A 26,202-nucleotide genomic window follows, 5' to 3' on the forward strand; every position below is an offset into this window, starting at 1 on the left:
GCTCCGGAACAACAAAAATCGCCATCAGCCGCGCAACTGCTCCACGGTGTCCATCTGCATCTCGAAGCTGAAGAAGCGGTTGCGGCCCTGGGCCTTGGCAGCGTACAGCGCCTGGTCGGCGCGCATGATCATGCTCTCGGCATTGGTGCTGTCATCGGGCACGCAGGTGGTGATGCCGCCCGACAGGGTCAGCGTATCGCCCAGCGGAGAATCCGGGTGGGCCACGCCACGCACCTTGAGCAGTTGCCCCAGCGCGCGCGCAAAAGTCATGGCGCCGGAGCGCGGGGTGTTGGGCAGGATCAGCGCGAACTCCTCGCCACCATAGCGCGAGGCCACGTCGCGCGGCCGCACGCACACTTCGCGCAGCAGCCGGCCCACGTCCTTGAGGCAGGAATCCCCCTGCACATGCCCGCTGGCGTCGTTGAAGCGCTTGAAATGGTCCAGGTCGCAGAGCATCAGCGTCAGCGGCGTTCCGTCACGCCGGGCCGACAGGATCTCGTTGTGCAGCATGCGGTCGAAGCCGCGGCGGTTCACCAGGCCCGTGAGGGAATCCACCTCCACCATCTCGTTGAGGCGCTGGTTGGCCACATGCAGCTCGGCCGACACCGACACCAGCCGCCGGCGCATGTCCAGCAGGCGCTGCATGGCACGCAGCTTGGCCATCAGCACGATGGGCCGCACGGGCTTGACCAGGTAGTCGTCGCCTCCCACCTCGATGCCGCGCCAGACGTCGAGTTCGTTGTCCAGCCCCGACAGGAAGATGATGGGCGTCCAGTCCCCGGCCTCGCTCTCGCGCATCTGCTGGGCCACCCAGTAGCCGTCCTTGCCGGGCAGCTTGATATCGAGCAGCACCAGGTCCGGGCGCTGGGCCTTGAACAGGTGCAGCGCCGCCGTGCCCTCGGGGGCCTCGAAGATCTTGGCCACCCCGGCCTGCCGCAACTCGGCCACCAGGGCCGCGCGCACCGAATTCTGGTCCTCGACCACCAGCACCGAGAAGCTGTTGCGCGATGCCCCCTCGCCGGGGTAGGGGGCGCTGCTGGGAGTGGATGGCACGGTGACTCCTTGGTGCGGCTTTCCAAAAAGGCAGGCGGCAGCCGGTTGCTCAGGACTCCCGGCGCAGTGCAGGGAACAGTATCACGTCGCGGATGCTGGGGCTATCGGTCAATAGCATCATCAGGCGGTCGATGCCGATGCCGCAGCCGCCCGTGGGGGGCATGCCGTATTCCAGGGCGCGCACGAAGTCGTGGTCGTAGAACATGGCCTCGTCGTCACCGCTGTCCTTGGCGGCCACCTGGGCATGGAAGCGCGCAGCCTGGTCCTCGGCGTCGTTGAGCTCGCTGAAGCCGTTGCCGAACTCGCGCCCGGTGATGTACAGCTCGAAGCGCTCGGTCACCTCGGGGCGGGTGTCGTTGGCGCGCGCCAGCGGCGAGATCTCGGTCGGGTGCTCCATGATGAAGGTGGGCAGCCACAGCTTGTCTTCCACCGTCTCCTCGAAGTACAGCACCTGCAGGCTGGCCAGCGAACGGGTGGACAGCTTGTCCTTCTCCTCGTTCAGGCCCAGCTTCTTGAGCGCGCTGATGAGCCAGGCGGCATCGTCCACATGGGCGCCGGCCTCGGTGTACTGGAAGATGGCTTCGCGGATGGTCAGGCGCGCGAAGGGCTGCGACAGGTCCACCGCGCGGCCCTGGTAGGTCAGCTGCAGCGAGCCCGTGGCCTTCAGGGCCACCTCGCGGATCAGCGTCTCGGTGAAGTCCATCAGGTCCAGGTAGTTCCAGTACGCCGCGTAGAACTCCATCATGGTGAACTCGGGGTTGTGGCGCACCGAGATGCCTTCGTTGCGGTAGCTGCGGTTGATCTCGAACACACGCTCGAAACCGCCCACGATCAGGCGCTTGAGGTACAGCTCCGGCGCGATGCGCAGGTACATCTCCTGCTCCAGCGCGTTGTGGTGCGTCACGAAGGGCTTGGCATTGGCGCCACCCGGGATCGGGTGCAGCATGGGCGTCTCGACTTCGAGGAAGCCGTGCTCCACCATGAACTCGCGCAGGCCGCTCACGGCCTTGCTGCGCGCGATGAAGCGCTTGCGCGCCTGCTCGTCGGTGATCAGGTCCACATAGCGCTGGCGGTACTTCTGCTCCTGGTCGGCCATGCCGTGGAACTTGTCGGGCAGCGGGCGCAGGCTCTTGGTCAACAGGCGCAGGCGCGTGACCTTGATCGACAGCTCGCCGGTCTTGGTCTTGAAGGTCGTGCCCTCGGCACCCACGATGTCGCCCAGGTCCCAGTGCTTGAAGGCCGCATAGGCTTCCTCGCCCAGCGCGTCGCGCGTCACGTACAGCTGGATCTGGCCGCCGGTGTCGCCCAGCGAGCCGTCCTGCACCGTGGCGAAGCTGGCCTTGCCCATCACGCGCTTGAGCATCATGCGGCCGGCCACGCTCACCGTGGCGGGGCTGGCTTCCAGGGTTTCTGCATCCGTCGATCCATAGGTGGCATGCAGCTCGGCCGCCTTGTTCGCCGGCTTGAAGTTGTTGGGGAAGGCCACGCCGCCGCCCTGGGCCTGCACTTCGCGCAAGGCGCGGAGCTTCTCACGGCGTTCGGCCATGAGCTTGTTGTCGTCCGGGGGCACTGGAGGGGTGTTCTGTTCAGACATAGGTGCTGCTGTCAATGCGCTGCGCGCGTGGTGCGTCGTGGTAAGGGGCTGCCGTGGCGGTTCACGGCGGCGAACCCGCCATTTTATCGGCTTGGCGCGCGTTGCACGCTTTTTGCCCCCGCTGCCCGGGTTTTCGGTCGCTCAGCGGGGCTGGCCGGGGCCGTTGCCAGGGACTTGGGACGGCCTCAGCACGGCATGGGCCGTGCGCACCAGGATCACCAGGTCCTGCCACAGACTGGGACTTTGGGCATAGCGCGCGGCATAGTCCAGTTTCACGGGCAGGATGTCTTCCACATAAGTGCGCTCGGGGTCGGTGCTCTGTGCCAGGAGCGCACTCTCGTTGCGGAACGCGATGGAGGCCAGGTCGGTGATGCCCGGGCGCACGCTGAGCACCAGATCGTGCAGGTCCGCCGGGTACATCGCCACATAGCGCGGCACCTCGGGCCGCGGGCCCACCAGGCTCATGTCGCCGGTGAGCACGTTGAAGAGCTGCGGCAGCTCGTCGAGCTTGCTGTGGCGCAGCCAGTGGCCCGCACGCGTGATGCGTGCGTCCTCGCCCACCGTGATGGCCGGGCCTGCCTTGTCGGCCCCCGTGCACATGGTGCGGAACTTGTAGATCGTGAAATGCCGCCCGTGCCGGCCCACCCGCTCCTGGCGGAACAGCGCGCCGCCTGCCGAATCGCAGCGCACCCACAGCGCGATGGCCAGCAGCAGCGGGCCGAGCAGCAGCAAAGCGCTGCCAGCGACCACGATGTCCATCAGGCGCTTGAGCACCCTCATCCCAGCAACTGGTCCAGGGCCGCGATCACGCGGTCCTGGTCGGCATCGGCCATGGCCGTGAACAGCGGAATGCTCACCATGGCCTGGTAGGCCGCGTCCGCCTTGGGGAACATCTCGGGCGTGAGCGCATAGCGGTCGCGCCAGTAGGGGTGGCGGTGCAGCGGCACATAGTGCACGCTGGTGCCGATCCCCCTGTCCGACAGGCCCTGCACCAGCGCATCGCGCGACAGGCGCGCACCGGGCGCCAGGCGGATCACGTACAGGTGCCAGGCATGCACGTCGCCAGCGGGTGCCTCGGCCGGCAGCACCAGGGGCAGGTGCTTCAGGCCCGCGTGGTAGCGCTGCGCCAGGTGCTGGCGCCGCTGCACGAAGGCCGGCAGGCGCGCCAGCTGCTGCACGCCCATGGCGGCGGCCACATCGGTCATGTTGTACTTGAAGCCCGGTGCCACCACTTCGTAGTACCAGGCCGGTGTCTTGGAGGTGAAGCGGTCGAAGGCGTCGCGGTTCATGCCGTGCAGGCGCATCACGCGCATGCGCTGGGCCAGGTCGGCGTCGCGTGTCACGGCCATGCCGCCTTCGCCGGTGGTAATGGTCTTGTTGGCGTAGAAGCTGAACACCGTGACATCCGAGGCCAGCTGCCCCACCAGCGTGCCCTTCCAGGTCGTGGGCAGGGCGTGGGCCGCATCCTCCACCACCTTCAGGCCGTGCTCCTTCGCAATGGCCAGAATGGCATCCATGTCGCAGGCCAGGCCGCCGTAGTGCACCGGCATGATGGCCTTGGTGCGCGGCGTGATCGCGGCGCGCACCCGGGCCGGGTCCATGTTCAGCGTCACCGGGTCCACGTCCACCAGCACCGGGTCGGCGCCCAGGTAGCGCACCACCTCGGTCGTGGCGGTGAAGGTCAGCGTGGGCGCGATCACCTCGTCGCCCGGGCCGATGCCCAGCGCTTCCAGCGCCAGGTGCAGGCCCGCGGTGGCCGAATTCACGGCCAGGCTGTCCAGCCCGCCGCCCAGGTAGTCCGTGAAGGCCTGCTCGAAGGCCTTGGTCTGCGGCCCGGTGGTGACCCAGCCCGAGCGCATGGCTTCGGCAACGGCGTTCACCTCGGCATCGCCGATGTCGGGGCGCGCAAAAGGCAGAAAGGGCAGGGCGGGAGTGTCAGCGTTGGGCATGGTCGGGTGTCAAGGGGATGTCGGAGGGGCACCGCGGCCAATGGCGTGGTACTCCAGTCCTGCGGCCTGCGGTTCGGCCGGGTCAAAGAGGTTGCGGCCATCGAACACCACGCGTTCGCGCAGCGTGGCGGCCAGGTGGGCGAAGTCCGGGCTGCGGAACTCCTTCCACTCGGTGGCAATGACCAGCGCGTCGGCGCCTGTGAGTGCCGCATCGGCCTGCTCCACGAACGACAGGCCGGCACGCGGACCCAGCGCCACGCGCGCCTGGTCCATGGCCTGCGGGTCGTAGGCCACGACCTGGGCGCCCAGCGCCAGCAGGCGTTCGATGATGGCCAGGCTCGGCGCCTCGCGCATGTCGTCGGTGCCGGGCTTGAAGGCCAGGCCCCAGAGGGCGAAGCGCCGGCCCGCGAGGTCAGGGCCGAAGCGCGCGGCGATCTTGTCCACGAGCACCTGCTTCTGGCGCTCGTTCACGGCCTGTACGGCGGGCAGGATGTGGAACGCCTGCCCCGCGTCCTGCGCGGTCTTGATGAGCGCGCGCACGTCCTTTGGAAAGCACGATCCGCCATAGCCCGTGCCCGCGTACAGGAAATGCGTGCCGATGCGCGGGTCCATGCCGATGCCGGTGCGCACGTTCTCGATGTCGGCGCCCAGCTTCTCGGCCAGCAGCGCCAGCTCGTTCATGAAGCTGATGCGCGTGGCCAGCATGGCATTGGCCGCGTACTTGGTGAATTCGGCGCTGCGCACATCCATCACCACCAGGCGGTCGCGGTTGCGCATGAAGGGCGCGTACACGGCGCGCATGAGTTCGGTGGCGCGGTGGTCCTCGCTGCCCACGATCACGCGGTCCGGGCGCATGAAGTCCTGCACCGCGCTGCCTTCCTTGAGGAATTCGGGGTTGGACACCACGGCAAAGTCGGCTGCCAGGCCACGGCTTGCCAGCACGCCGGCCACCGTGTCGCGCACGCGGTCGGCCGTGCCCACGGGCACCGTGCTCTTGTTGACGATGAGCTTGTAGCCTGCCATGCGCTCAGCGATCGCGCGGGCCGCCGCCAGCACATGCTGCAAGTCGGCCGATCCATCCTCGCTCGGTGGCGTGCCCACCGCGATGAACTGCAGCAGGCCATGCGCCACGGCATGGTCGGTGTCGGTGGTGAACTCCAGGCGGCCGGCGCGCGCATTGCGCAGCACCACGTCCAGCAGGCCGGGCTCGTGGATGGGCATCTGCCCCTGGTTCAGCGATGCGATGCGGCGCGCATCGAGGTCCAGGCACACCACGTGGTTGCCCATCTCCGCGAGGCAGGCCCCGGTGACAAGGCCCACATAGCCGGTGCCGATGACGGTGATCTTCATGGGGGAAAACGTTCCAAATACAACAAGGCAGCACTCAGGCCGGCTTGGCCAGCCAGGTCAGGCGGTGGGTGCGCAGCGGGTACAGCAGTGCGGATGCGGGCGCCAGGCAGGCGGCAGGCAGCCTGCGCGCAATCGGGGGCGCCAGCGTGATCCGCCGCGACTGCGCCCGCGCCTTGGGGAACAGCTGTCGCAGCTCTGCCAGCGGTACGCCACGCACATCCGGGTTGTTGGGATTGTCCACCACGAAGTCGTAGACCAGCACGCCGCCGCCCGGTGCCGCCCAGCGCCACAAGGTCTCTGCCATGTGCCGCCGAAAGCCCGGGTCCAGCAGCGAGCTGAACAGGGTGAAGGCCAGCACCGCCTGCTGGCTGCCATCGGCAATCGGCGCCAGCGTGGCATCGCCTTCGGTGATGCGCACCGCGCCGGGCAGTGCGGTGCGTGCCTGGGCTGCGCGCTCGGCGATCAGCTCCAGCCCCTGCAGGCGTGCGGGGCTTGCGCCCAGGCGCAGCAGGTCTTGCAGGTTGCCGCCCGCGCCACTGCCCACTTCGGTGATGGCCAGGTCCGCCAGGCTGCTCCAGCCATGGGCGTTCCATAGCTTCACCTGGGCGCGCAGGCGTTCCTGCTGGGCCTGCAGGGCCGAGGCGCTGGCCATCAACTGGTAGCGCAGGGCATCCTGCGCGCCATCGCGGCGCGCATAGCGCGCCTGCACGGCCTGGGGTTCGGTGCTGCCATTCATCGCGTGATCCGGGCGAACTGGGCCGAGGGGGGGCGCGCGCGCAGCACGTCCCACAGGCCACGCCAGGTGCCCAGGCCATAGGCCAGGTGGTAGGCGGCAATCACCACGGGCAGGCGTGCGAGCAGGCCCCATTGGCCTGCGCCGCGCGCAGCCGCTACCGAGGCCCAGCCCACATAGGCGGCATAGAGGGCCACCAGTGCCGCCAGCGGCAGCACCGTCCAGGGCGTGCACAGCGCGAACAGCCCGAGCGCCGCTACAAAGGCCGCCGGCACCAACTGGCGCACTGAACCGGGCTGCCCGTGCTTGCGCATCACGAAGGGGCGCCAGTAGCCGTACTGGCGCTGCTGCGCGAACAGGTGGCCCAGCGAGTTGCGTGGGTGGTAGAGCGAATGGATCTGCGGGCTCTGCCAGATGCGCCCGCCCGCCAGGCGCAGGCGCAGGTTGTGCTCGTCGTCCTGGTTGCGCACCAGGGCCTCGTCGAAGCCGCCGATGCGCTCGAACACGGCGCGCGGCCAGCAGCCCAGGTAGACCGTGTCCACCGCGCCGTCGTACCGGGTGTCGCGCGAGCGTGCGCCACCCACCACCCAGCGGCACTGGAAGGCGGCGGCCACGGCCCGGCCCATGGGGCCCGTGCCCTCGGCCACCCAGGGGCCGCCCACGTTGTCGGCACCGGTGCGTTCCAGGGCCTCGATGCAGCGCGCCACATAGTCGGGGGCAAAGCGGGTGTGGATGTCCAGCCGCACGATGACTTCACCCCGCGCGCGGGCGATGCAGGCATTGAGCCCGGTGGAGACGATGCGCCCGGGGTTGTCCACCCACTGCAGCCGCGCGTCCGCTGTGCTGCGCGCAACCAGCAGCTCGCGCGTGCCGTCATCGCTGCAGCCATCGGCCACCAGCACTTCCATCTGCCAGCCCGGTGGCAGCACCTGTGCCAGCGCGCTGTCGCAGAAGGCGGCGATATGCCCTGCCTCGTTGCGGCAGGGGGCGATCACGCTGACCCAGCGCGGGTCGCTCTGGGATGCGCTCATGGTGTGCCCATCCGTTCTCGGTAAAGTCGGTCCATTCTGTCCATCTGTACGGCCCGGTCGCCGTCGCGTGCAATGCGCTGCACGTTCTCGTTTCCATGGCACTGCATGCGTGCATCGTCGGCGGCCAGGGCTTCCAGGCAGCGCGCCAGCGCCGCCGCATCGCGCGGCGGTACCAGCAGGCTGGCGTCCAGCCAGGCGTGGTTGGCGTCCAGGTCGCTGGCCACCACAGCAAGGCCGCAGGCCATGCTTTCGAGCACCGAGACCGAGGTCGCATCGCTCGTGGGCACCGACACCGAGATCTTGCACTGCGCGAGCACCCGCGCCATGCCCGCATCGTCCAGCCGGCCATGGAACACCACGTGGTCCTGCAGGCCGCGTGCGGCCACCAGCGTGCGCAGAGCGCCCTCCATCGAGCCGCCGCCCAAGAGGTGCAACTGAACGTCCGCTTCGGGCTGTTGGGCCACCAGGGCGGCCACGGCCTCGATGATGGTGTCGATGTTGTAGTTGGGCTCCCACGAGCGCAGGCTCACGATCTGCAGCCCGGCCTTGGCGGCCCAGGGCGCAGGCGCAAAGCGCGCCAGGTCCACGCCCCAGTGGATCTCCTGCACGGGGCAGGCGGGGCCGTAGCTGCGCGCGGCGTCGAGCAGGCTTTCCGAGTCGCCGGTGATGAGGTCGGCGCGGCGCAGGGTCCAGCCCGTGAGCCAGCGCATCAGCGCGCTCTGGTGCGGGGTTACCAGCAGGTCGCTGCCCCAGGCCGTCATCACCAGCGGGTGGCGACCACAGCGCGCACCCAGGTAGCCGTAGGAGGTGGTGTAGTGCGCATGCACGATGTCGGGCGCCAGGGCCTGCACATGGCGCCGCGCCTGCCCCACGCGCAGCAGCCAGTCGGTGGACCGGCGCACGGGCGCCAGCACCTTCTGCTCCACGCCCTCGATGGGGGCCGGGCGCGCCGTGACCAGCGACACGCGGTAGCCGCGCGCGCGCATCTCTACCGTCCAGCGCTGGATGTGCGGGCTCGTGCCATCGCCCAGCAGGCACAGGTGCTTGGGGGCTTCAGCCATGGGCGTTCGGCTCCGTGGCTTGGGGCAACTCGCCCGCCCAGGCGCGGTAGTGTTCGGCCCATTCGGGGTGTTGCGCCAGCAGGGCCGCATCGGCCGTGCGCACGTCGCCCACCTGGCGTGCGGGGGTACCGGCCATCACGGCGAAGTCCGGCACCTCGCCGCGCACCTGCGAATAGGCGCAGATGAGGGCGCCGCGCCCGATGCGCGTGCCGGCCTCGATCAGGCTGTGCGGCCCCACGAAGGTGTAGGCGCCGATGTGCACGGCGCCCTTCACATAGCCGGGCACCTCGCCGCCCGCATGGGTGGCGTAGCCACGCCCCAGCAGCCGGATGGAGCGGTGCGAGCTGTGGGTCACGATGCTCACGAAGTTGGTGATCTGCACGCCCTCGCCGATCGTGAGGCCTGCCCCGGCATCAAGGAAGTTGAACTGGCCGATGAACACATGGTCCGCGAGCACAAGGCCTTGTTCCCCCTCGATGCAGGTGCTGGGTGCGATGCGCGTGTGCGCCAGCAGCACACCGCCGGGCGTGCGCTCGCCAAACACCATGCGGTACATCAGCGCCTGCCAGATCCGGCGCCGTGCGCGGTTAAGCCAGGCTTTCATCGGGGATGTTTTTCCAGTGGGCAAGGGTGAGGAAGTAGTAGGCGAAGTAGGGCAGCATGGAGGCCGAGATGCCCCAGGCCGCGCCTGTGAGGCCACCCAGGGCCAGGCCGGCCAGCAGCCCGGCAAAGAAGGCCAATTGTCCCACCAGCGCGAGCTTGAGCGCCCAGGCCTGTGCGCGCCAGGCCAGCGTGGTCACCGACAGCGGCGAGGCGATGAAGTGCAGAGCGATGAAGGGCGCGATCGCGCGCACCAGCGGTCCGGCCTCGCTCCACTGTGCGCCGAATGCGGTGGTGAACAGCCAGGGCCCCCACAGCATGAGCACGGCCATCATCGGCAGGGCGATGGCGGCCAGCGCCAGCATGCTCTTGCGCACCAGGGCGCGGGCCTCGCCCGCCGTGCGGGCCTGCAGCAACTGGGGGTACAGCGCTTGCGACAGGGCCCCGCCCAGCAGCGTGGCCGGGGCCTTGAGGTAGCGCAGCGACAGGGCCCACAGGCCGGCCGCGGCACCGCCCGCCCAGGCCGCCACCGCGATGAGGGTCAGCGTGTCCTGCAGGGCGCCCATGAAGGCGTGCGGCGTGTTGAGCAGCGGGAAGTCGCGGTGCTTCGTGGCCATGGCCCGCAGCGATGCCACAGGTGTGCGCCACAACACGGCCCAGCCCCCGGCAGGGGCCGGCCGCGCCAGGGCGGCGGCGGCCACCAGCCCCGCGGCCACGGCGCCGGCCAGCAGGCCCGCAGCGCCGGTCTTGAGCAGGCCCAGCGCCAGCTGCAGCACCGCGCCGCCACCGTGCTGCACCAGCCGCGCCAGCGACAACAGGCCAAAGCGCTGCGAACGTGTAGCCCACAGGGTGAGCCACTGGGTGGCCGCGATGGCCAACACGGCCAGCGGCAAGGCCCAGGCCAGCGGCAGGCCCTGCACGGCCGCAACGGCTCCACCCGCTACCACCGCGCAGGCAGTGACCGCCAGCAGCACCCGCGCGCACAGTGCCATCAGTTCGGCCGCACCCGCTTCGGCTTTTTCCAGCGGCAGCGCGAATTCGTAGCGCGCACAGCCCACCACGGCCAGGTTGGTGGCAAGGGCCCACAGCAGCGCGAACTGGCCGAATTCGGTAGGGGAGTACAGGCGCGTGAGGGCCGGGCCCAGCAGCAGGGGCAGCGCATGGGCCGCCACACTGCCGGTCAGCAAGGTGGCCGTGGCGCGCAATAAGGGGGAACTCATGTCAGTTATCCATGGCGCTGCGAATGAGACCGACGCGGCCTAAGCCAGCGCCCCCGTGCAAGGGCCGCCCCGCCGCACTGGGGGCGTCCCCCTCCCAGATTGCGAAGCAATATGAGAGAGGGGTGAAGGCGCGAAGCGACTCAGGGGGTGTTTCATCTCAGGCTTGTTGGGGCTCCTGGTGGAAGCCCGGCACCAGTTCATGCAGCAGGGCCATCATGGCGCCGCGGTCGCCCTGGTCGATGGCCTGCTCCAGCGCCTGCAGGCGGCCCTGCAGCAGCTCCCAGGCCAGGTGCTCCTCATGGGCGCGCAGGATGCGCGGGTGCGAGGTGGGCAGGGCGCCGTCGCCGATCAGCAGTTCCTCGTAGAGCTTCTCGCCGGGGCGCAGGCCGGTGAAGACGATCTCGATGTCGCCCCCAGGGTGGCCCGGTGCGCGCACGCTCAGGCCCGACAGGGCGACCATGCGCTGTGCCAGATCCAGGATGAGAATCGGCTCGCCCATGTCGAGCACGAAGACCTCACCGCCCTGGGCCATGGCGCCGGCCTGCAGCACCAGCTGCGCGGCCTCGGGGATGGTCATGAAGTAGCGCGTCACCTCCGGGTGCGTCACCGTGACGGGGCCGCCCGCGGCGATCTGGCTGCGGAACAGCGGGATCACGCTGCCGCTGGAGCCCAGCACATTGCCGAAGCGCACCATGGAGAAGCGGGTGTGCGGAGTGCCGCCATCCGTGCGCGGCTGGCCTGCGCAAGAGGCGACCGCCTGCAGCACCAGCTCGGCCACGCGCTTGCTGGCGCCCATCACATTGGTGGGGCGCACGGCCTTGTCGGTCGAGACGAGCACGAAGTTCTCCACGCCGCTGGCCGTGGCGGCGCGCACCATGTTCAGCGTGCCGAAGGCATTGTTGCGGATGCCCTCGCCCGCGTTGGCCTCCACCATGGGCACATGTTTGTAGGCCGCCGCGTGGTAGATGGTGTGGGGGCGCTGTGCCTGGCACAGGTCCCGCATGTGCTGCGCGTTGGCCACGCTGGCCAGCAGCGGCACCAGCTCGCAGGCCATGGCTTCCTGCTGCACCATGGCCTGCAGCTCCTGGTGGATGCTGTAGAGCGCGAACTCGCTGTGGTCCACCAGCAGCAGCCGCGCCGCGCCCTGGCGCGCGATCTGGCGGCACAGCTCGCTGCCGATGCTGCCGCCCGCGCCCGTGACCATCACCGCCTGGCCGCGGATATGGCGGCCCAGCAGGGCAGGGTCGGGGGCCACGGGGTCGCGGCCCAGCAGGTCTTCGAGCTCCAGGTCCTGGAAGTCGGTCACCGTGACGCGGCCGCTGGCCAGGTCGGTGAGGCCCGGGATGGTGCGTATGCGCACGGGCAGATCGCGCAGGTTCTGGATGATCTGGTTGCGGCGCTGGCGTGGCACGCTGGGCAGGGCCAGCAGCACGTCGGTGATGCCAAAGCGCTGCACCACCTCGGCCAGGGCAATGGGCGCGTACACGCGCACGCCGTTGATGCTGCGGCCCACCTTGGCACGGTCGTCATCGGCAAAGGCCTCGAGCACATAGTTGCGCGCGCTCACCAGGCCGGCGGCCGTCTGGGCGCCGGCCGAGCCGGCGCCGTAGATCAGCAGGCGGTGCGGGGCGCGCGTGTTCTGCCCCGCCAGCCACAGCCAGCCCAGCGAACGGCTGGCACCCACCAGCAGCAGAAAGATCACCGGCTGCAGCACGCCCACGCTGCGCGGGATGCCGTTCCACTTGCCGACCAGCAAGATGGCGAACAGCAGTGCGCCGTAGATGGCAACGGCCTTGCCCGTGGTGATGAGCGCGTTGATGCCGGTGTAGCGGAAGATGGCCCGGTACAGCCCCAGGTTCACGAAGATGGGAAAGGCCAGCGCCGGTGCCAGCACATAGGCCAGCCACTGCATGCCTTCGTCGGGCCAGTGCAGGGTATCCAGGCGCAGGGTGAAGGCCAGCCACATGGCGAACAGGCCCATGGCGATGTCCAGCACCACCACCACCAGCCGCTTGACCGGCCGGGGCCACTCCAGGACATTGCTCAGCACGCAGCCCCCGGCGTCGGCAGGGCGCTCACTGCGCGATGCCCGTGCGTTCGAGCACGTCGCCCACCAGCTCCAGCCGCACGAGCGGGTTGTCCAGCTCCATGAGGCGTTGCTTGAGCTCCAGCGGCACGGGCAGCAGTTCGCACCAGCGGTTGGCGACCCAGCCGCAGTCGTCGAGCTGGGCGGCCGTGGGCACCAGGGCCGATGGGCTGTCGGGATCGCGCTGCTGCAAGGTGTTGAGCACCTGCGCCAAGGCCTGGGACGCCTTCTTCAGGTCATCGGGTACGGAAACGGGAAGGTCGGGGTCGATGTGCGTCACATCGGCAATCCACAGCCCGTGTGCCAGGTGGCTGCGTTGCACAATGCGAAAACGCTGGCTGCCGCGGCACTGCAGGGTGATGAGTCCGGCCTGCGGCATCTCCAGCTGTTCGATGACGGCCAGGGTGCCGATCTCGCTGAACTGCTCCTCGGGCGCGCCGGCCTGGCGCACCTCATGGCCCTGGGTGAGGGACACCACACCGAAGGGTGCGCCCATCTGGTGGCATTTGCGCACCATGTCCAGGTAACGCACCTCGAACACGCGCAGCGCCAGCAGCCCTTCGGGGAAGAGCACGGAACCCAGGGGAAACAGGGGCAGGGACGACAGGGAAAGGGGTTGAGTCATTGAGCGTTCCTAGAACCTGTTTACGATCTATCCGGGGTCGCGTTGGGGCGCAATCGGGATGAGTGGATGCTTCGGATGCGCCGCATGGGCCCATGCCCATGCAAGCAGCCGGGGCGTCCAATCGCCCGATTTCGCCCCAACCCTTCGGGCAAGTGCCTTGCCGGGCGGTCTGCGGCGTTGCGGCGCTTGCGCGGCCCCGGATAGATCGTAAACAGGTTCTTTAGCCCGCTATCATCCCATGGCACGGGCAGCTTTCGCACCGCCCGCTTTCCTTTTTGCCGCTCGCTCCCATGTTCTTCCAGATCGCTTCCTTCCTGCTCGATGTCGTCGGGGGCCTGCTCACGGGTGCCTGCCTGCTGCGCCTGTACATGCAATGGCAGCGCGTGCCCTTCGGCAACCCCATTGGCGGGCTGGTCTTTGCGCTCACGGACTGGATCATCCTGCCGCTGCGCAAGCTGATCCCGCCCGTGGGCAAGTGGGACCTCTCCAGCCTGGTTGCGGCGATCCTGTTCCAGGTGCTGCAGTATGTGCTGTTCCTGCTACTCGTCGGCCCGGCCGCCGCGTGGGCCTGGCTGCCCTGGCTGGCGCTGTTTGGCCTGGCCAAGGTGGCGGTGTCGGGGCTCATGGGCCTGCTCATCGTGCATGCCGTGATGTCCTGGATATCGGCCCGCTCGCCGCTGGCCGATGTGGTCTGGCGCCTGTGCGCTCCTGTGCTGCGGCCTTTCCAGAAGGTGATCCCCTTGCTGGGTGGCGTGGACCTGTCGCCGCTGGTCGTGCTGGTGCTGCTGCAGGTGCTGATGATCGTGCTGGCCAACCTCCAGGCCGGTGTCATGAGGTGAGAAGCACCCCCCTGAGTCGCTTCGCGCCTCGGTGCCACCGCCAGAGGCGGTGGCTCTTCGGGCACGTCCAAGCCTGCGCAGGCAGGCTTGGAGCCGCGGCCCTCAGCCCCCCTCTCGACTCGCTGTGCGAGTCGGGAGGGGGACGCCCCCAGTGCGGCGGGGCGGCCCTTGCACGGGGGCGCTGGCCTTGATCGTGCCAGTCCTCAGCGATGCTGGCTATACCACCCAAACAAAGCAAAAAGCGCCTGTCGAGAGACAAGGCGCTTTTTTCTGAGCAGACGAGGGACGGTTACAGCACCGCGTCGGCTGGCAGGCGTTGCAGCATGGCCAGGCTGCTGGCCACGGTGTTGCGCAGCTCGCGGCGGTCGCAGATGAAATCGACCGCGCCCTTGGTCTGCAGGAATTCGGCACGCTGGAAGCCCTCGGGCAGGGTCACGCGCACGGTGGATTCGATCACGCGCGGGCCGGCAAAGCCGATCAGGGCCTTGGGCTCGGCGATCACGATGTCGCCCACGAAGGCGAAGCCCGCGCTCACACCGCCCATGGTCGGGTCGGTCAGCACGCTGATGTAGGGCAGGCCCTTCTTGGCCAGGCGCGTCAGCGCAGCATTGGTCTTGGCCATTTGCATCAGCGACAGCAGGCCTTCCTGCATGCGTGCGCCACCGGTGGCGGTAAAGCAGATGAAGGGCACCTTCTGCTCGATGGCGGTTTCCACGCCGCGCACAAAACGTTCGCCCACCACGGAGCCCATGGAGCCGCCCATGAAGTCGAATTCGAAGCAGGCGACCACCACGTTGATGCTCTTGACCGCACCGCCCATGACGATCAGGGCATCGGTCTCGCCCGTGTTCTCCAGGGCTTCCTTCAGGCGCTCGGGGTACTTGCGGCTGTCCTTGAACTTCAGGGCGTCCACAGGCAGCACTTCCTGGCCGATCTCGTAGCGGCCTTCGGGGTCCAGGAAGGCGTCCAGGCGCGCGCGTGCGCCGATGCGGTGGTGGTGGCTGCAGTGCGGGCAGACGTTCTGGTTGTGTTCCAGGTCGGACTTGTAGAGCACCGTTTCGCAGCTCGGGCACTTGATCCACAGGCCTTCGGGCACCTGGCGGCGCTCGGTCGGGTCGGTTTGCTGGATTTTGGCGGGCAGAAGTTTTTCGAGCCAGGACATGGTGTTTCCTCGTCAATGACAGGGTCAAAGACCGTGTGTGAAGCAGCGGCGGGCGCCCCCACAGGGAGGGCGCCGCCAAACCCCTATTATGCGTCGAGCGCCTTGCGCACCCCGCGCAGGAAGTCGACCGTGATCGGCACGACCTTCTCGTGTGGCTGGTCCTCGATCAGCTGGATGATGCGCGTGCCGATCACCACCGCATCGGCCACCTTGCCGATGGCCTGGGCGGTCGCCGCATCGCGGATGCCGAAGCCCACGCCCACGGGGATCTGCACATGCTGGCGGATGCGCGGCAGCATCTGCTCCACGGCCGAGGTATCGAGCGCGCCCGAGCCCGTCACGCCCTTGAGCGACACGTAGTACACATAGCCGCTGGCCACGCGCGCCACCTGGGCCATGCGCTCGTCGGTGCTGGTGGGCGCCAAGAGGAAGATCAGGTCCATGCCCTGCGCGCGCAGGCTGGCCGCAAAGGCCTCGCATTCCTCGGGCGGGTAGTCCACCACAAGCACGCCGTCCACGCCGGCCGCCGCTGCGTCGCGCACAAAGGCGCCCGCGCCGTGCACCTGATCGTAGCGCTCCACCGGGTTGGCATAGCCCATGAGCACCACAGGGGTGGTGCTGTTGCGCTTTCTGAACTCGCGCACATGGTCCAGCACCTGGGCCATGCCGATGCCCAGGGCCAGGGCTTTTTCGCCCGCCTTCTGGATCACCGGGCCGTCGGCCATGGGGTCGGAGAAGGGCACGCCCAGCTCGATCACATCGGCACCCGCCTCCACCATGCCGTGCATGAGGGCGGGGGTGATGTCGGCGAACGGGAAGCCGGCGGTGACATAGGGCACCAGGGCCTTGCGGCCCTGCGCCTTCAATTGGTCAAAAGTGGTGCTGATGCGGTTCATGGCTTGGCCTCTGCGCCTTTCACGGTCAGTCCGCGCATGGAGGGGCGGTCGTAGAAATCCTCGCCCGACAGGTCGGCCACGGTGCCGATGTCCTTGTCGCCGCGGCCCGAGAGGTTGACCAGGATGGACTGGTCCGGGCGCATGGTCTTGGCAAGCTTCATGGCATAGGCCACGGCATGGCTCGATTCGAGCGCCGGGATGATGCCCTCGGCGCGGCACAGGTGGTGGAAGGCTTCGAGCGCTTCCTTGTCGGTGATGCCGACGTACTCGGCACGGCCGATCTCCTGCAGCCAGGCATGCTCGGGGCCCACGCCGGGGTAATCGAGGCCGGCGCTGATGCTGTGCGTCTCGGTGATCTGGCCGTTGGCGTCCTGCAGGATGAAGGTGCGGTTGCCGTGCAGCACGCCCGAGCTGCCGCGCTGCAGCGAGGCCGAGTGCTTGCCGCTGTCCAGGCCCTCGCCGGCGGCTTCCACGCCGATCAGGCGTGTCTTCTCGAACGGGATGTAGGGGTAGAAGATGCCCATGGCATTGCTGCCACCACCCACGCAGGCGACCACGGCGTCGGGCTGCTCGGCGGGCACCTTCTGCTCCACCAGCAGCGCGGGCATCTGTTCCAGGCACTCGTTGCCGATCACGCTCTGGAAGTCGCGCACCATCATCGGGTAGGGGTGCGGTCCCGCCACCGTGCCGATGATGTAGAAGGTGTTGTCCACATTGGCGACCCAGTCGCGCATGGCTTCGTTGAGCGCATCCTTGAGGGTCTTGCTGCCCGACTCCACGGGCACCACGGTGGCGCCCAGGAGCTTCATGCGGTAGACGTTGGGGCTTTGGCGCTTGACGTCCTCCGAGCCCATGTAGACCACGCATTCCAGGCCGTAGCGCGCGCAGATGGTGGCCGTGGCCACGCCGTGCTGGCCGGCGCCGGTCTCGGCAATGATGCGCGGCTTGCCCATGCGCCGGGCCAGCATGGCCTGGCCGATCACGTTGTTGATCTTGTGCGCGCCGGTGTGGTTGAGGTCCTCGCGCTTGAGGTAGATCTGCGCGCCACCCAGCTCGCGGCTGGTGCGCGCGGCATGGTAGACGGGCGAGGGCCGGCCCACGAAGTGCTTGAGCTCGTACTGGAATTCGGCGAGGAACTCGGGGTCGTGCTGGTAGCGCGCGTAGGCCTCGCGCAGTTCGTTGATGGCGTGGGTCAGCGTCTCGCTGACGAAGCTGCCGCCATAGGAGCCGAAATGGCCCGAGGGATCAGGTTGCTGATAGGAATTCATGGGGATTCTTTGCAAGTTGTGCATCGGCCGCACGCACGGCGGCAACGAAGCGTTGGATCTTGTCGGCGTCCTTGGTGCCCCGCAGGGACTTGCCATCGGGCCCCAGGGCCTCGACGCCGGAACTGACATCAACCGCCAGCGTGGTGCAACGCGGGCGCACTTGCAAAATGCCATCGGTCACGTTTGCAGGCGTGAGTCCACCAGACAAAACGAGGTGAGAGCCGACGCTTGGTGGAAGGAGTGACCAATTGAATGCCTTGCCGCCGCCGCCGTACCCCTCGACATGGGCGTCGAGCAGGATGGCCTGGGCGTTTGAAAAATCGTGCGCGTATTTTACGAGGTCGAATTGTGCCGCATCCGGGCCCAGGGGTATACGGGCGGCGCGCAGCCAGGGCCGGGCGCCGCCGCCCGTGGCGGCCAGGCAGTCTTCGGGCGTCTCGTCGCCATGGAATTGCACCGTGGCGCCCGCGATCAGCGCCGTGGCGGCCATCACCTCCTCTGCACTGGCATTCACGAACAGCAGCACCGGCGTGACGAAGGGGGGCAGGCGCCGCGCCAGCTCGGCCGCGCGTTCAGCCGTCACGGCACGGCCGCTGCTCTTGGCATACAGCACGAAGCCGACGGCATCGGCCCCGGCGGCCACGGCGGCATCCACATCCTGCTCGCGGGTCAGGCCGCAGATCTTGATGCGGGTGCGGCTGGCGGGCTGGGGGCTTTGGGGGGAGGCGGTGATCGGGCTCATGGGAGCCAATCATACGCAGCCGTGCGCTGGGGCAGCCCCCATGCGGCGTCGTAGACCGGTCCCTGGAAGTACAGGCCGTCGGGCGAGAAGGTGGGTGCCGCGGCATCGCGCGAGCGCGCCTGCAGCACCTCCTGTATCCATTCGGGCGGATGGTCGCCGCGGCCGATCGCCACCAGGCAGCCCATGAGGTTGCGGATCATGTGGTGCAAAAAGGCATTGGCCTCGAACTCGAAACGCCAGTAGCAGGAGCTCCAGCCCAGCTCGGCGTGGGGCTCGCCCAGGCCGCGCCGTGCAATGTCGATGCGCGTGAGCGTCTTGACCGGCGACTTGGCCTGGCAGGCCGAGGCACGGAACGAGGTGAAATCGTGCTCGCCCAGCAGGTAGTCGGCCGCCTGGCGCATGGCCGCATGGTCCAGGGGGTGGTAGACCCAGCCCACGCGGCCGGCGTCCACACTCGGGCGCACGGGCGATTGCAGCAGCACGTAGGCATAGCGGCGCGCCACGGCGCTGGAGCGGCAATGGAAGCTGTCGGGCACATGGCTGGCCCATTGCACCGCGATGTCGGGGGGCAGGAAGGTGTTGGTGCCGCGCACCCAGGACGAGGGAGGCCGGTTGAGCGGGGTGTCGAAATGCACCACCTGCATCAGGCCGTGCACCCCGGCATCGGTGCGGCCAGCGCACAGGGTGCTCACGGGGTGCGTGGCAAAGCGCGCGAGGGCCGCCTCCAGCTTGTCCTGGACGGTGTTGCCGGACAGCTGGCTCTGCCAGCCGCTGTAGCCCTGGCCGTTGTAACTGACACCCAGGGCCACCCTCATGGGCGGGCCTGGGAGAGGGTGGGGGAGCGGGTTGCCGGGGCCGACCGCATCAGCCCAGTTCGACCAGCATGCGCTGGGCGCGGGTCTTCAGGGCGCCGCTCGATTCGGCCACGACTTCCTCGATCAGCGTGCGTGCACCGTCGGTGTCGCCGATGGCGTTGAATTCCTCGGCCAGTGCCAGCTTGGTGGCCAGCGGGTCGTCCTGGGCGGCGGCCGATCCGTCGTCATCCGCCGAAATGGGCACGGCGGCCGTGGGAATCTCCGTTTCGCGCGACGAGGCCGGGGCGGCCATGGGCTTGGGGGGGGCCGTCAGGTCCAGCGACAGCTCGCCCAGGTCGAAGTCCATGGGGCTGGAATCCTGCGCTTCGGCCAGCGGCATGGGGCCGGTGGGCGCCATGGTCAGCTCGTCGCTGGGTGCTGCAGCGCGGGCCGCTGGCGCAGGGGCCGGGGCATTCCAGGCGGCATCGGCCGTCAGCTCGGGCAGTGCGAAATCGTCGTTGGAGATCACGGGCTCCATGCGCTGTGGTTCGCGTGGGGCCGGCGCTGCAACGGCGGCGGCACTTGCCGCTGCGGCCGCAGCAGCGAATCCGCCGGGGGCTGCCGGGGGCGCGTCGGTCAGGGCGTCGTCGGGCAGATCGAGGTCCAGGTCCAGATCCAGGTCGGGCGGCAGCGCGGCCGAAGGTGCCGGTGCGCCCGAGAAGGTGCTCACGAAGGCACCGGGGATCGAGGGGTTCTCGTCTTCCGCCTGCTGGCCGGGGCGGCCGCCGGGCTGGTACAGCGGGTTCTCGGGGTCGATGCCACGGCCCAGGTCCACGATGCGTGCCCAGTCGGGGCCTTCGCCCTGCGTGAGCTTGAAGACTTCACCCGCCACGGATTCCAGGGCCTTGCGGTCCTGGCGCTTGGCGTAGATTTCGGCCAGCTTCACGTGCACGGACACGCGGGCCGGGTTGTGGCGCACGGCTTCCTTGAGGATTTCCTCGGCCTGCAGGTCCCGGCCATAGGCCAGGTACACGTCGGCTTCGGCCACGGGGTCCACGTCGCCGCCGGCATCGAGCTGGCTGGGCGAGTAGGCCATGGACGAGCCGGTGGTCATCTCGCTGTTGGCGGTGTCCACGCGCTGGCCGCCGCTGGCGCCGAAGAAGGAGTCGGGCTGGATGCGGCTTTCCAGGAAGGAGCTGTCCACGCCCGCATTGTTGCGGCGGCGCTGGATCACGCGGTAGGCGCCATAGCCCAGCAGCAGGGCCAGCAGGCCGCCACCGGCCAGGGGGATCAGCGGATCGTCGAGCAGACCGTCGAAGAAGCCAGGCTCTGCCACGGGGGTGGGAGGTGGCAGCACGATGGGCTTGGAGGCCGGGGCGGCAGGCGGCGTGGCCGCTGCAGCGTCCGACGCGGGCGCAGCGCTGGCTTCGGCCGAGGCGCCGCTGGTGGGTTCGGAAGCGGCTGCAACTGGCGGGGCTTCGGGGGCGGCCGGCGTGGCAGGCACGCCGGGGACTGCCACCTGGGCCGGTGCGCTGGCGGCAGGGGCTGCGGGAGCGGGGGCCGGTGCAGCCGCAGGGGCTGGCGCGGCCGGCGTCGATGGGGCTGCGGCCGAGGCGGCGTTGAGCTTGTTCAGGTCGCTGATGTTCTTGGACAGCTCGGCCATGCGGGCCGATGCGTCGCTGGCCTGCTTGTCCTTGGCCAACTGGTCCTCGGCCGCCTTCTGGCCCTTGACCGAGCCCTTGGACAGGGTGAGCTTGTCGGGCGCCGTGGTGGCCGGCTTGCTGTCTTCCACGCGGGTCTGCACCGAGCCCTTGGCCGAACGCTCGGCCGATGCCACGGTGGTGGACGGGGCCGATTCGGCCAGCTTGCGGCGGAAGGCACCGAAATCGCGGCTCTGGGCGGCCAGGATCTGGCGCGCCTCGGGTGCCGTTGTGGACTGGGCCGTGGCCTGGTCCGGGATCTGCAGCACGGCGCCTGCCTTGATGCGGTTGATGTTGCCGCCGATGAAGGCATCGGGGTTGGCGCGCTGCATGGCCACCAGCATCTGGTCGAGCGACACACCGCTTGGGCGGTTGGCATTGGCAATGCGGCCTGCCGTGTCACCGGCCTGCACGGTCACCGAACCTTCGGTGGCGGCAGGGCGCGGGGCTGCTGCGGGTGCGGGTGCGCGGGGCGTTGCGGGGGCCGGTGCCGCTGCGGAAGGACGTCCCGCAACCGCGGGAGGGGTCTCGCCGCGCGCAGCGGGGGGCGTGATCTGGGGCGCTGCCGTGACCGCAGGCGCCGGGCGGCGCATCGCTGGCGGGTCGAACAGCATGGTGTAGCTGCGCACCAGGCGGCCGGAACCCCAGGAGGCATCGAGCACCAGGTCGACGAAGGGGTCGTTCACCGGGCGGTCGCTGGACAGGCGCAGCACGGCCGTGCCATCGGCGCGGCGTTGCAGTTGCACCTGCAGGTTGTTCATGGTGGGCGAGTACTCCATGCCCTGCGAGCGGAACACCTCGGGCGTGGCCGTGGTGGCCTTCAGGGTCTCGGCCTCTGCCGGAGTGATCTGCGGCAGGTCGATCTCGGCCCGCAGGGGCTCGCCCAGCGCAGATTGCACGGTGATGCGGCCCAGCGCAAGCGCGGACGCATCGGTGGCGTAGAGCCCGGCAGTTGCCACGGCCGCAGCCGCCAGCACAGAAAATTTCCAACGATGCATGTTTGCCATCAACTGATTGGGTTGTGCGGCTCGGTCGAGCGGTGCTGTTTTTCTCATGGTCTGGTCCCGCCCCGGCGCGTGAAAATATGTAAAAAGCACCATAGCATCAATGTTTTGCACTGACAAGCTGAGGTGGCGCAGAAGCTTTGCCCCCGGTGGTCATGCCCCAACTTGGGGCATTCAGATGTTGCCAATTGCCAACGTCACGTAACCGGGTGTGTCAAGCGTTTGGGCGCAAAAAAGCGCGCGCAACAGGCGTTGCGCGCGCTGGGGGCCGAGGCTCCTGCGAGCCCGGCGGAGGGGATTTTAAGCGCCCAGCAGGATGCGCAGCATGCGGCGCAGTGGCTCGGCAGCGCCCCACAGCAGCTGGTCGCCGATGGTGAAGGCACCCACGTACTCGGGGCCCATGGCCAGCTTGCGCACACGGCCCACGGGGATGGTCATGGTGCCGGTCACGGCCACGGGCGTCAGGTCCTTGATGGTGGCCTCGCGCGTGTTGGGCACCACCTTCACCCACTCGTTGTCGGCAGCGATCATGGCTTCCAGGTCGGCCACGGGCACGTCCTTCTTGAGCTTGAAGGTCAGCGCCTGGCTGTGGCAGCGCATGGCGCCCACGCGCACGCAGAAACCGTCCACCGGGATGGCGGCCGAGCCGAAGCCTTCGCCCTGGCCCAGGATCTTGTTGGTCTCGGCCATGCCCTTCCACTCTTCCTTGGACATGCCGTTGCCCAGATCCTTGTCGATCCAGGGGATCAGCGAGCCGCCCAGTGGCACGCCGAAGTTGGCCGTCTCGGCGCCGGAGAGGGCGCGCTGCTTGGCGATGACCTTGCGGTCGATTTCCAGGATGGCGCTCTTGGGGTCGTCCAGCAGGGACTTCACCTCGGCGTTCAGCGTGCCGTACTGCGTGAGCAGTTCGCGCATGTGCTGGGCGCCACCGCCGCTGGCGGCCTGGTAGGTCTGGGTGCTCATCCACTCGACGAGGCCGGCCTTGTACAGCGCGCCCACGCCCATCAGCATGCAGCTCACGGTGCAGTTGCCGCCCACCCAGTTCTTGCCGCCCTTGGCCAGCGCGTCCTTGATGACGGGCATGTTCACGGGGTCCAGGATGATCACGGCGTCCTGCTGCATGCGCAGCGTGGAGGCGGCGTCGATCCAGTGGCCGTTCCAGCCCGCGGCGCGCAGCTTGGGGAACACTTCGGTGGTGTAGTCGCCGCCCTGGGCGGTGATGATGATCTCGCAGCGCTTGAGGGCCTCGATGTCGAAAGCGTTCTGCAGCGTGGTCTCGTTCTTGGCGAACGCCGGGGCCTTGCCGCCCGCATTGGAGGTGGAGAAGAACAATGGCTCGATCAGGTCGAAGTCCTTTTCTTCGGCCATGCGATCCATCAACACCGAGCCGACCATGCCGCGCCAGCCGACCAAACCTACCAACTTGCTCATTTCAACGCCCCTTTTACAGATTAACAAACAGTGCCAGACCGGACTGCTCGCCTGGCTCGTCAGGCCAGGAAGGGCGCACGACGAACCAGGCTGGATCAGCCCTTAATGGTCGTGGTTTTGGTGATGGTTGCGCGCGCAGCCACACCGGCCGTGGCGGCGGGTGCAATGTTCAGGGCGAACGTGTGGGCGGCAAACATAAGCGGGTATTGTAGCGGATGCGGGATGGAGTCGTCCATCACCGGATGGTCCGGCGATCCCTGATCGGCCGCAAGCGGGCCGCCGGAGGAGTTTTTTCTCAAGCGAAGGTAGCAATGCAGCAGGTGATCGTTGTCGGGTCGGGCCAACTGGCCCAGGAGCTCATGGACTCCCTGGATGGGGGCGCTGGGGCTGCGGTCGTGCGCTGGCCGGTGGCGTCTGCCACGGCGCCATCCATCGTGGTCCATGCCGGTTCCGGGAGGGAGCTCGCCGCCGTTGCGGCATTTTGCGAGGCATCGGGCAGCCCCCTGGTGGAGCTGGCCACTGGCTCGGCACTGGAGCAGCGCAGCCACGGTTTTCCCGTGGTCCTGTGTCCCAATACCAATATCCTGATGCTCAAGTTCATGGGCATGCTGGAGCGCAGCGGGCACCTGTTCGGCGGCTACCGCATCGGGCTCGTCGAATCCCACCAGGCGCAGAAAACCTCTGTTCCCGGTACGGCGGTCGGCATGGCGCATTCGCTGGGTCTGGCGGCGCAGGCCATCCAGTCCGTGCGCTCTGCCGAGGTCCAGGCCGGTGCCTTGGGCATTCCCGAGGAGCATCTGGCGCGCCACGCCTACCACCGGATCGAGATCGAGGACGGGCTGTGCAGCCTGAAGCTGGAAACGCGCGTCTACGGCGATGCGCCCTACGCACAGGGCGTGGCCCGGATCGTTGCCGCGGTGCGTGCGCACCCCCTGGACAAGCGGCTCTATTCCGTCATGGAGTTCGTGCACAACGGCTGGTTGTAGGCCGCTGCAGGCCCGGTGCTGCGGCCCATGAAAAAAGCGCCGGCTGGCCGGCGCTTTGATGTGGGACCGCAGGAGTGGGCTCAGGCTGCGAGGGCCTTGACCACGGCGTCGCCCATCTGGGCCGTGCCGACCTTGGTCGTGCCCTCGCTCCAGATATCGGGGGTGCGCAGGCCCTGGGCCAGCACCTTCTGCACGGCCGCTTCGATGCGCTGGGCGGCGGCTTCCTGGTTCAGCGAGAAGCGCAGCATCATCGCGGCCGAGAGGATGGTGGCCAGCGGGTTGGCCACGCCCTTGCCGGCGATGTCGGGGGCGCTGCCGTGGCTGGGCTCGTACAGGCCCTGGTTGCTGCTGTTGAGCGAGGCCGAGGGCAGCATGCCGATGGAGCCGGTGAGCATGGAGGCCTCATCCGAGAGGATGTCGCCGAACATGTTGCCGGTGACCACCACGTCGAACTTCTTGGGTGCGCGCACCAGCTGCATGGCGGCGTTGTCCACGTACATGTGGTCCAGCTCCACGTCGGGGTATTCCTTGCCGACTTCGGTCACGATGTCCTTCCAGAACTGGAAGGTCTCGAGCACGTTGGCCTTGTCCACGCTGGTCACGCGCTTGCTGCGCTTGCGTGCGGCCTGGAAGGCCACGTGGGCGATGCGCTCCACCTCGGGGCGGCTGTAGCGCATGGTGTCGAAGGCTTCCTCGGCGCCGGGAAAGTGGCCGTCGGTGGCCACGCGGCGGCCGCGTGGCTGGCCGAAGTAGATGTCGCCCGTGAGCTCGCGGATGATGAGGATATCGAGGCCCGAGATCAGCTCGGGCTTGAGGCTCGATGCGCCCACCAGCTGCTCGTAGCAGATGGCAGGGCGGAAGTTGGCGAACAGGCCCAGGTTCTTGCGCAGGCCCAGGATGGCCTGCTCGGGGCGCAGGGGGCGGTCGAGCTTGTCGTACTTCCAGTCGCCCACGGCGCCGAACAGCACGGCATCGGCGTCCTTGGCCAGCTTGAGCGTGGCCTCGGGCAGGGGGTGGCCGTGCGCCTCGTAGGCGGCGCCGCCCACCAGGGCCGACTCCATCTCGAACTTCAGGTCCAGCACTTCGAGGACCTTGACGGCCTCCGCGACGATTTCGGTGCCGATGCCGTCTCCCGGCAGAACTGCGATTTTCATGAACGACTTCTTTTCAAAGGGATGGCCGAGCGCCGCGGCAGGTCTGCCGGGCGCTGCTGGCCGCTGGTGGTGAACCGGGGTGAGTGCGGGGTCAGGAGACCATGCTGTGCGCCAGCCAGGGCTTGGTGGCCAGGCGCTGGGCTTCGAAGGCGCGGATCTTGTCGGACTGGCGCAGGGTCAGGCCGATGTCGTCGAAGCCGTTGAGCAGGCAGTACTTGCGGAAGGCCTGCACGTCGAACGGGATCTCCTCGCCCTGGGGGCGCACGATGACCTGGCGTTCCAGGTCGATGGTGAGCTGGTAGCCGGGGAAGGCCGCCACTTCATCGAACAGCTGGGCCACGGTGGCCTCGGGCAGCACGATGGGCAAGAGGCCGTTCTTGAAGCAGTTGTTGAAGAAGATGTCGGCGAAGCTCGGCGCGATCACGGCGCGAAAGCCGAACTGGTCCAGCGCCCAGGGCGCGTGCTCGCGGCTCGAACCGCAGCCGAAGTTCTTGCGCGCGATGAGCACGCTGGCGCCCTTGTAGCGCGGCTGGTTGAGCACGAAGTCGGGGTTGGGCTTGCGCGCGGACTCGGGGATGCCGGGCTCGCCGTGGTCCAGGTAGCGCCATTCGTCGAACAGGTTCACGCCGAAACCGGTCTTCTTGATCGACTTGAGGAACTGCTTGGGGATGATGGCGTCGGTGTCGACGTTCTCGCGGTCCATCGGGGCCACGAGGCCCTTGTGCACGGTGAATTGCTGCATGGTGGGGATGCCTTACTTGTTGGCGGCGCGCTCGAGGGCGCCGCCAGCCCGCTGGACGTCCTGACCCACGCCCTTGACGGTGTTGCAGCCGGCCAGCAGGAAGGCCAGCGAAAGGGCGATGAAAGTGGCGGTCTTCTTCATGACGGTGTTCCTTGGGGAGAGTGGATGGGCCAACGGGTGTT

At 68.4% G+C, this 26,202-nt stretch carries 25 protein-coding genes; 2 read left to right on the plus strand and 23 right to left on the minus strand.

What is annotated here, in order from left to right; genetic code table 11:
* Positions 1-24: 24 nt before the first annotated feature.
* The 12 genes from AC3WOH_RS10800 to AC3WOH_RS10855 all read right to left on the minus strand — a co-directional run bounded on the left by AC3WOH_RS10800 (position 25) and on the right by AC3WOH_RS10855 (position 13,302).
* Positions 25-1,053, minus strand: a complete 1,029-nt coding sequence (locus AC3WOH_RS10800; RefSeq protein WP_492229351.1) for a GGDEF domain-containing response regulator — start codon at positions 1,051-1,053, stop codon at positions 25-27.
* A 49-nt stretch (positions 1,054-1,102) separates the two neighbouring features.
* Positions 1,103-2,647: a lysine--tRNA ligase gene (lysS, locus tag AC3WOH_RS10805; RefSeq protein ID WP_492229352.1), complete on the minus strand. Its 1,545-nt coding sequence runs from the start codon at positions 2,645-2,647 to the stop codon at positions 1,103-1,105.
* A 141-nt stretch (positions 2,648-2,788) separates the two neighbouring features.
* Complete coding sequence (locus tag AC3WOH_RS10810) at positions 2,789-3,421, minus strand: sugar transferase (protein WP_492229430.1); 633 nt, start codon at positions 3,419-3,421, stop codon at positions 2,789-2,791.
* Between the two features lie 2 nt (positions 3,422-3,423).
* On the minus strand, positions 3,424-4,596 hold the full coding sequence (locus AC3WOH_RS10815; RefSeq protein ID WP_492229353.1) for a DegT/DnrJ/EryC1/StrS family aminotransferase: 1,173 nt from the start codon (positions 4,594-4,596) through the stop codon (positions 3,424-3,426).
* A gap of 9 nt (positions 4,597-4,605) precedes the next feature.
* Complete coding sequence (locus AC3WOH_RS10820; protein ID WP_492229354.1) at positions 4,606-5,946, minus strand: UDP-glucose dehydrogenase family protein; 1,341 nt, start codon at positions 5,944-5,946, stop codon at positions 4,606-4,608.
* A 34-nt stretch (positions 5,947-5,980) separates the two neighbouring features.
* Positions 5,981-6,682 carry a class I SAM-dependent methyltransferase gene (locus tag AC3WOH_RS10825; RefSeq protein WP_492229355.1) on the minus strand — a complete coding sequence of 234 codons (702 nt, stop codon included), beginning with the start codon at positions 6,680-6,682 and terminating at the stop codon, positions 5,981-5,983.
* A complete protein-coding gene (locus AC3WOH_RS10830; protein WP_492229356.1) occupies positions 6,679-7,710 on the minus strand; it encodes a glycosyltransferase family 2 protein in 1,032 nt (343 codons plus the stop codon). Before AC3WOH_RS10830 ends, AC3WOH_RS10825 begins: the two co-directional genes overlap by 4 nt.
* A complete protein-coding gene (locus tag AC3WOH_RS10835) occupies positions 7,707-8,771 on the minus strand; it encodes a glycosyltransferase (RefSeq protein WP_492229357.1) in 1,065 nt (354 codons plus the stop codon). The genes AC3WOH_RS10830 and AC3WOH_RS10835 overlap by 4 nt, the downstream gene beginning before the upstream one ends.
* Positions 8,764-9,375 carry an acyltransferase gene (locus tag AC3WOH_RS10840; protein WP_492229358.1) on the minus strand — a complete coding sequence of 204 codons (612 nt, stop codon included), beginning with the start codon at positions 9,373-9,375 and terminating at the stop codon, positions 8,764-8,766. Before AC3WOH_RS10840 ends, AC3WOH_RS10835 begins: the two co-directional genes overlap by 8 nt.
* Positions 9,359-10,591, minus strand: coding sequence for a lipopolysaccharide biosynthesis protein (locus AC3WOH_RS10845; RefSeq protein WP_492229359.1), 1,233 nt, complete (start codon positions 10,589-10,591; stop codon positions 9,359-9,361). The genes AC3WOH_RS10840 and AC3WOH_RS10845 overlap by 17 nt, the downstream gene beginning before the upstream one ends.
* Positions 10,592-10,748: 157 nt before the next feature.
* Positions 10,749-12,641 (minus strand): polysaccharide biosynthesis protein, encoded by a 1,893-nt coding sequence (locus AC3WOH_RS10850; protein ID WP_492229360.1) that lies wholly within the window; start codon positions 12,639-12,641, stop codon positions 10,749-10,751.
* Between the two features lie 25 nt (positions 12,642-12,666).
* Positions 12,667-13,302: an LON peptidase substrate-binding domain-containing protein gene (locus tag AC3WOH_RS10855; RefSeq protein ID WP_492229361.1), complete on the minus strand. Its 636-nt coding sequence runs from the start codon at positions 13,300-13,302 to the stop codon at positions 12,667-12,669.
* Positions 13,303-13,592: 290 nt separating this feature from the next.
* On the opposite strand from AC3WOH_RS10855, the gene AC3WOH_RS10860 reads away from it, so the two are divergent.
* A complete protein-coding gene (locus AC3WOH_RS10860) occupies positions 13,593-14,141 on the plus strand; it encodes a YggT family protein (protein WP_492229362.1) in 549 nt (182 codons plus the stop codon).
* Positions 14,142-14,430: 289 nt separating this feature from the next.
* Here the strand turns inward: AC3WOH_RS10860 and accD are convergent, their stop codons facing one another.
* The 8 genes from accD to AC3WOH_RS10900 all read right to left on the minus strand — a co-directional run bounded on the left by accD (position 14,431) and on the right by AC3WOH_RS10900 (position 23,482).
* The gene (gene accD, locus AC3WOH_RS10865) at positions 14,431-15,303 is read right to left on the minus strand and encodes an acetyl-CoA carboxylase, carboxyltransferase subunit beta (RefSeq protein WP_007857093.1); all 873 of its coding nucleotides are present in this window, start codon (positions 15,301-15,303) and stop codon (positions 14,431-14,433) included.
* An 86-nt stretch (positions 15,304-15,389) separates the two neighbouring features.
* On the minus strand, positions 15,390-16,199 hold the full coding sequence (gene trpA / locus AC3WOH_RS10870) for a tryptophan synthase subunit alpha (RefSeq protein ID WP_492229363.1): 810 nt from the start codon (positions 16,197-16,199) through the stop codon (positions 15,390-15,392).
* Positions 16,196-17,467, minus strand: a complete 1,272-nt coding sequence (gene trpB / locus AC3WOH_RS10875; protein ID WP_184858188.1) for a tryptophan synthase subunit beta — start codon at positions 17,465-17,467, stop codon at positions 16,196-16,198. The genes trpA and trpB overlap by 4 nt, the downstream gene beginning before the upstream one ends.
* On the minus strand, positions 17,445-18,209 hold the full coding sequence (locus AC3WOH_RS10880; RefSeq protein WP_492229364.1) for a phosphoribosylanthranilate isomerase: 765 nt from the start codon (positions 18,207-18,209) through the stop codon (positions 17,445-17,447). The genes trpB and AC3WOH_RS10880 overlap by 23 nt, the downstream gene beginning before the upstream one ends.
* On the minus strand, positions 18,206-19,024 hold the full coding sequence (truA, locus tag AC3WOH_RS10885) for a tRNA pseudouridine(38-40) synthase TruA (RefSeq protein WP_492229365.1): 819 nt from the start codon (positions 19,022-19,024) through the stop codon (positions 18,206-18,208). Before truA ends, AC3WOH_RS10880 begins: the two co-directional genes overlap by 4 nt.
* A 49-nt stretch (positions 19,025-19,073) precedes the next feature.
* Entirely contained in the window at positions 19,074-21,701 is a 2,628-nt protein-coding gene (locus AC3WOH_RS10890; RefSeq protein ID WP_492229366.1) for a motility hub landmark protein FimV, read from the minus strand.
* 306 nt (positions 21,702-22,007) lie between these two features.
* Positions 22,008-23,138, minus strand: coding sequence for an aspartate-semialdehyde dehydrogenase (gene asd, locus AC3WOH_RS10895; protein WP_492229367.1), 1,131 nt, complete (start codon positions 23,136-23,138; stop codon positions 22,008-22,010).
* Positions 23,139-23,233: 95 nt separating this feature from the next.
* The gene (locus tag AC3WOH_RS10900) at positions 23,234-23,482 is read right to left on the minus strand and encodes a hypothetical protein (protein WP_492229368.1); all 249 of its coding nucleotides are present in this window, start codon (positions 23,480-23,482) and stop codon (positions 23,234-23,236) included.
* A gap of 15 nt (positions 23,483-23,497) precedes the next feature.
* On the opposite strand from AC3WOH_RS10900, the gene AC3WOH_RS10905 reads away from it, so the two are divergent.
* Positions 23,498-24,124 carry a dihydrodipicolinate reductase gene (locus tag AC3WOH_RS10905; protein ID WP_492229369.1) on the plus strand — a complete coding sequence of 209 codons (627 nt, stop codon included), beginning with the start codon at positions 23,498-23,500 and terminating at the stop codon, positions 24,122-24,124.
* 80 nt (positions 24,125-24,204) lie between these two features.
* On the opposite strand, the gene leuB is transcribed toward AC3WOH_RS10905, so the two are convergent.
* The 3 genes from leuB to AC3WOH_RS10920 form a co-directional block, all read right to left on the minus strand.
* A complete protein-coding gene (gene leuB / locus AC3WOH_RS10910; RefSeq protein ID WP_492229370.1) occupies positions 24,205-25,278 on the minus strand; it encodes a 3-isopropylmalate dehydrogenase in 1,074 nt (357 codons plus the stop codon).
* Positions 25,279-25,369: 91 nt separating this feature from the next.
* The gene (gene leuD, locus AC3WOH_RS10915; protein WP_492229371.1) at positions 25,370-26,020 is read right to left on the minus strand and encodes a 3-isopropylmalate dehydratase small subunit; all 651 of its coding nucleotides are present in this window, start codon (positions 26,018-26,020) and stop codon (positions 25,370-25,372) included.
* Between the two features lie 12 nt (positions 26,021-26,032).
* Positions 26,033-26,161: an entericidin A/B family lipoprotein gene (locus AC3WOH_RS10920; protein ID WP_007850089.1), complete on the minus strand. Its 129-nt coding sequence runs from the start codon at positions 26,159-26,161 to the stop codon at positions 26,033-26,035.
* Between the last annotated feature and the right edge of the window lie 41 nt (positions 26,162-26,202).

Source organism: Acidovorax sp. FW305-C-20-28 (assembly GCF_058783375.1).